Source organism: Kitasatospora sp. NPDC093806 (assembly GCF_040683335.1).
Classification (GTDB): Bacteria; Actinomycetota; Actinomycetes; order Streptomycetales; family Streptomycetaceae; genus Kitasatospora.
Genome location: NZ_JBFBDO010000230.1, coordinates 1 through 4018 on the forward strand (window position 1 = coordinate 1; position 4018 = coordinate 4018).

Consider the following 4018-nt stretch of genomic DNA (forward strand, 5'->3'; position numbering starts at 1 on the left):
ACCAACTGGAACAGTTCCCACAACTCGTCCGGCACCAGACGCTCCACGATCAGCACGCCCGGAGTCTACTCACGCATCCAAATGAGATGACTTCTCAGTCCACGCAGGGGATGCCGCCGGCCCGCACGGCCGGGCCCTGCATGGGGAGGTCGGGGGTCGGCTCGGCGGTCGGGGTGCCGGGGGCGAGGGGGGAGGGGGTGGTGGTCGCGGGGGTGGCGGCGAGGGTGATGACGACGTGGCCGGCGGGGGCGGTGGCGGAGGCGGTCGGGGTGACGCCGTAGCGGGCCGCGACCTGTTCGGCGTCGGCCTTCGCGCCCGCGCCGTAGCCGACCGTCGTGGTCCGCGCCCGGCCGGCGGTCGCCGACTCGGTCGCCTTGCCCGCCGGGAAGCCGAGTTCGGCGAGCGCCTTGGACTCGGCGGCCGCCGCCGCGGCGCTGACGCCGCGGACGTCGACGGTGGCGCGGTCCTTGGTCGCGGTCGCGCTGGGGACGGCCGACGGCGTGGCGGGCGCCTCGGCCGGCGCGGAGGCGGTCTCGGTGGCCTCGGCCGGCGGCGGGGGCTCCTGCCCGAACAGCTGCTTGACGATCCGTTTGATCTGCCCCGGGTCGACGGTGTTGACCTCCTGGCCGCCGATGTTCTTGAACCCGGTGATCGGTAGCGTGTTGAACTCGACGTTGCCGCCGGTCAGGTTGGGCGCCTGCTGGGCGAAGTCCAGCACGTTCCACCGGTCGTCGATGACCACGTCCTTCTTCACCACGTCGAACAGCCGCTGGAGCTGCCCGAGGTCGCCGACCACGCCCTGCTGCTTGAGCTTGTAGACCACCGAGGAGATGAAGGCCTGCTGGCGGTGGGTCCGGTCGAGGTCGCCGTTCTTCAGGTGGTGGCGCTGGCGGACGAAGGAGAGCGCCTGCTTGGCGTCGAGCGAGCTGACGCCGGCCGGGAGCTTCAACCCGGTGCCGCCGCCCTCGTGAGTGGCGGTGCGGGCGACGATCGGATCGTCGACCGCCTGGTTGAGGCAGACCTGGATCGGCTCGACGGCCTTGGCGATGTCGTAGAAGCCGATCAGGTTCACCTCCGCGAAGTGGTCGATCGGGACGTCCAGGAACGCCTGCACGGTCTGGATGGTGGCGGCCCGCCCCGCCTCCCGGCTCTGCCGCTCCAGCTCGGGCTTGGACAGGCCCTTGCCGCTCAGCTTCTGTTCGGCGGCCTCCTTGGCGATCCCGTACGCCTCCTTGATCTTGTGCATCTTGCCCTCGGCGCCGACGGTCTGCACGTAGTCGTCGCGCGGGACGGACAGGGCCGTCACCTTGCCCCCGTTGGCGGGTATGTGCAGGACGATCAGGGCGTTGGTGTTGTAGCCGCCGATCTCGCTCGACCCGGCGTGCAACTCCTCCTCGACGAACTCCTTGGGCAGGTCGTTGCCGTCCATGTCCTTCCGGCTGTCGAGGCCGATGAGCAGCAGGTTGACGGACTTGTCGAGATGCGGCGGCGCGTTCTTCCGCGCCTCGGTCAGCGCGGCCGACTTGACCAGGCCGTCGTCGAGTTGCCGGTACTCGTACCAGGTGAGGCCGCTGACGCCGAGCACCGCCACCGAGACGGTGCCGGCGAGGACCCGCCCGGCGACGGTCAGCGGTGTGGTGCGGCGGTCAGCCACGATGGCTCCTCGGGGTGGGGGACGGGGGCGGGGTCGAAGCCGGGTGCGGGTTCGGGTCCGGGGTGCCGGTGCTCCGGCGCCGGGTGGCGCGCCGATCCTGCTGGGCGTTCCGGCCCGGGCGGGCGCGGCGGGCGAGCACCGCCCGGACCGCGACGACCAGCAGGGCGGTCGCCACGGCCGCGCCCATCACCGGGAACGCCTCGACCACCCAGCGCACCGCCGCCGAGGCGAGTGCCTTGCCCTGGTGGGCGTCGCGGTCGGCGAGGTAGGCGGTGGCGGCCCGGGCGGCCAGGACCACGGGCGGTGCGGCGGTGACGACCCACCAGCGCCCGGGCCGGGTGCAGAGCGCCGCCGCGAGGCCGCTGCCCAGGACCGCGCCGACCGCGAACAGCGGGCCGCCGCCGGATCCGGTCAGCTCACCGGCGACGGCGCCGAGCAGCGGCAGCCCGAGCGCGGCCGACAGCACCGACAGCCGGTTCCCGCGCCGCCGGGCGGCGGCCCGCGCGGCGCCCGGGCGACGTCGGTCCGGGCGCGAAGCCGAGCGCGGGGCCGGACGCTGGGCCGCGCGCGGGGCCGGGACGGCGGCCTCCTCGGCGGGCGGTCCCGTCTCCCGGTACGCGGTTCCCGCTCGTCGCCCGACCATGCTCCACTCCCCTTCCCGGCACTCGCAAGCCAACTTCTACAATGCTGTAGAAAGAGCTTGGAGCATACAAACCCGCCCCCGCAAAAGTCACCCTCACACCACCCGATCCGAAAAAACGCCAGGTCAACCGCGTTTAGGATGGGCACGAACCGCGTCGAAGGAGCAGCAGCACCATCATGTTCGAGAGCCTCAAGAACCTCGCCGGCAAGGCCACCGATCTCGCCCGCGAGCACAGCGGCGCCATCGGTCAGGGCCTGGACAAGGTCGCCGACGTCATCGACGGGAAGACCGACGGCAAGTACAGCGGCCAGATCGACACCGCCACCGGCAAGGCCAAGGAGTTCATCAACAAGCTCGACGACTCCAAGTAGGCCCCGCGAGCCCGGGGCCCCGGCGGAAAACCGGGGCCCGGGCGGACCGTCAGACGGCGGACCGTCAGACGCCGGCCAGCCGGTCGGTCCACCGGGCGCGCCAGGCGAGCGCGTCCGCGACGCCCTCGGCGATGGTCCGGCGCGGCGCCCAGCCGAGCAGCTCGCGCGCGGCCGTCACATCGCTGTAGCAACCGAGCACGTCACCGGGGCGCGGGTCGGCCTCGCGGACGTCCAGCTTCGCGCCGACCGCCTGCTCGAAGGCGGCGATCAGCTCGCGGACGGTGGTGCCGTCGCCGGTGCCGACGTTGATCACCCGGTACCGCTCCTCGGCGGACGGCTTGATCACCTCGTCGAACCGGGTGAGCGCGGCGACATGGGCGTCGGCGACGTCCTGGACGTGGATGTAGTCGCGGATGCCGGAGCCGTCGCGGGTGTCCCAGTCCACGCCCGTGACGGTGAACGGGAGGCCGTCGGCGTGCGCCTCGATCAACTTGCCGAGCGCGTGGGTCGGTTGGAGGTCCTGCAGACCGGTCCGCAGCTGCGGGTCGGCACCGATCGGGTTGAAGTACCGCAGCGTGATGACCCGCGTCTCCTCCGCGCCGGCGCCGCGCGTCCAGTCCTGGAGCACCTGCTCCATCATCTGCTTGGTGCGCGCGTACGGGCTGTTCGCCTCGACCGGGCAGGACTCGTCGACCCGGCCGTCCGGGGTGGGCCGGTAGATGGAGGCGGAGCTGCTGAACACCACGCGGGTGCAGCCGTTGCGCTGGAGCGACTCCAGCAGGTCGACGGTCTTGCCGACGTTCTCGCGGTAGTAGAAGAGCGGCCTGGCGACCGAGTCGGGGACGACGATCCGGGCGGCGCAGTGCACGGTCGCCTCGATGTCGGGGTGCTCGGCGAAGATCCGGTCGACCAGGTCCGGGTCGGCGATGTCGCCGTGGTGGAAGACCCGGCCCTCGACGAACTCGGCCCGCCCCTTGGAGAGGTCGTCCAGGATGACCGGGGTGATGCCCTGGTCCAGCAGCGCGGACGCCACCGTGCTTCCGATGTAGCCCGCTCCGCCGGTGATCAGCACCTTGCGCATGCAGGTCGCTCCCTTGCAGTCGGTCGGGCGCCCGGTGGGCGCCCGCTGCGGAGGGGGACGATCGGTTCGCACCCGCCGGTTCCCGCGACAGCGCGGCCGCTGCCCGTCCGGGGCCCGCGACCGGTCGACCTCACGAGGGTCGTGTGGGGCCGGAAAGGCCTGGTCAGCGGCTCGGCGGGGCGGGACGGCGGGCGGCGCGGGCGCTGCCCCAACGGGCAGCGGGCGCGGGACCGACGGCCCGGCGTCGGCCTCTCCCGGGCCCCCGCCGG

The 4018-nt window shown here is 72.9% G+C and carries 4 protein-coding genes; 1 reads left to right on the plus strand and 3 read right to left on the minus strand.

Annotated elements, in window-relative coordinates; all coding sequences use genetic code 11:
- Positions 1-94 precede the first annotated feature (94 nt).
- On the minus strand, positions 95-1654 hold the full coding sequence (locus AB0N76_RS39450; RefSeq protein WP_363565681.1) for an LCP family protein: 1560 nt from the start codon (positions 1652-1654) through the stop codon (positions 95-97).
- Complete coding sequence (locus AB0N76_RS39455; RefSeq protein WP_363565682.1) at positions 1647-2297, minus strand: DUF6542 domain-containing protein; 651 nt, start codon at positions 2295-2297, stop codon at positions 1647-1649. Before AB0N76_RS39455 ends, AB0N76_RS39450 begins: the two co-directional genes overlap by 8 nt.
- Before the next feature lie 176 nt (positions 2298-2473).
- Between AB0N76_RS39455 and AB0N76_RS39460 the strand changes: the two genes are divergently transcribed.
- Entirely contained in the window at positions 2474-2668 is a 195-nt protein-coding gene (locus tag AB0N76_RS39460) for an antitoxin (protein ID WP_363565683.1), read from the plus strand.
- A gap of 64 nt (positions 2669-2732) precedes the next feature.
- Here the strand turns inward: AB0N76_RS39460 and galE are convergent, their stop codons facing one another.
- Entirely contained in the window at positions 2733-3749 is a 1017-nt protein-coding gene (gene galE / locus AB0N76_RS39465; RefSeq protein WP_363565684.1) for a UDP-glucose 4-epimerase GalE, read from the minus strand.
- Positions 3750-4018: the final 269 nt, after the last annotated feature.

Coding starts and splice junctions, on each gene's coding strand:
- AB0N76_RS39455 (WP_363565682.1), bottom strand. CDS start 2,297: ATGGTCGGGCGACGAGCGGGAACCGCGTACCGGGAGACGGGACCGCCC.
- AB0N76_RS39460 (WP_363565683.1), top strand. CDS start 2,474: ATGTTCGAGAGCCTCAAGAACCTCGCCGGCAAGGCCACCGATCTCGCC.
- galE (WP_363565684.1), bottom strand. CDS start 3,749: ATGCGCAAGGTGCTGATCACCGGCGGAGCGGGCTACATCGGAAGCACG.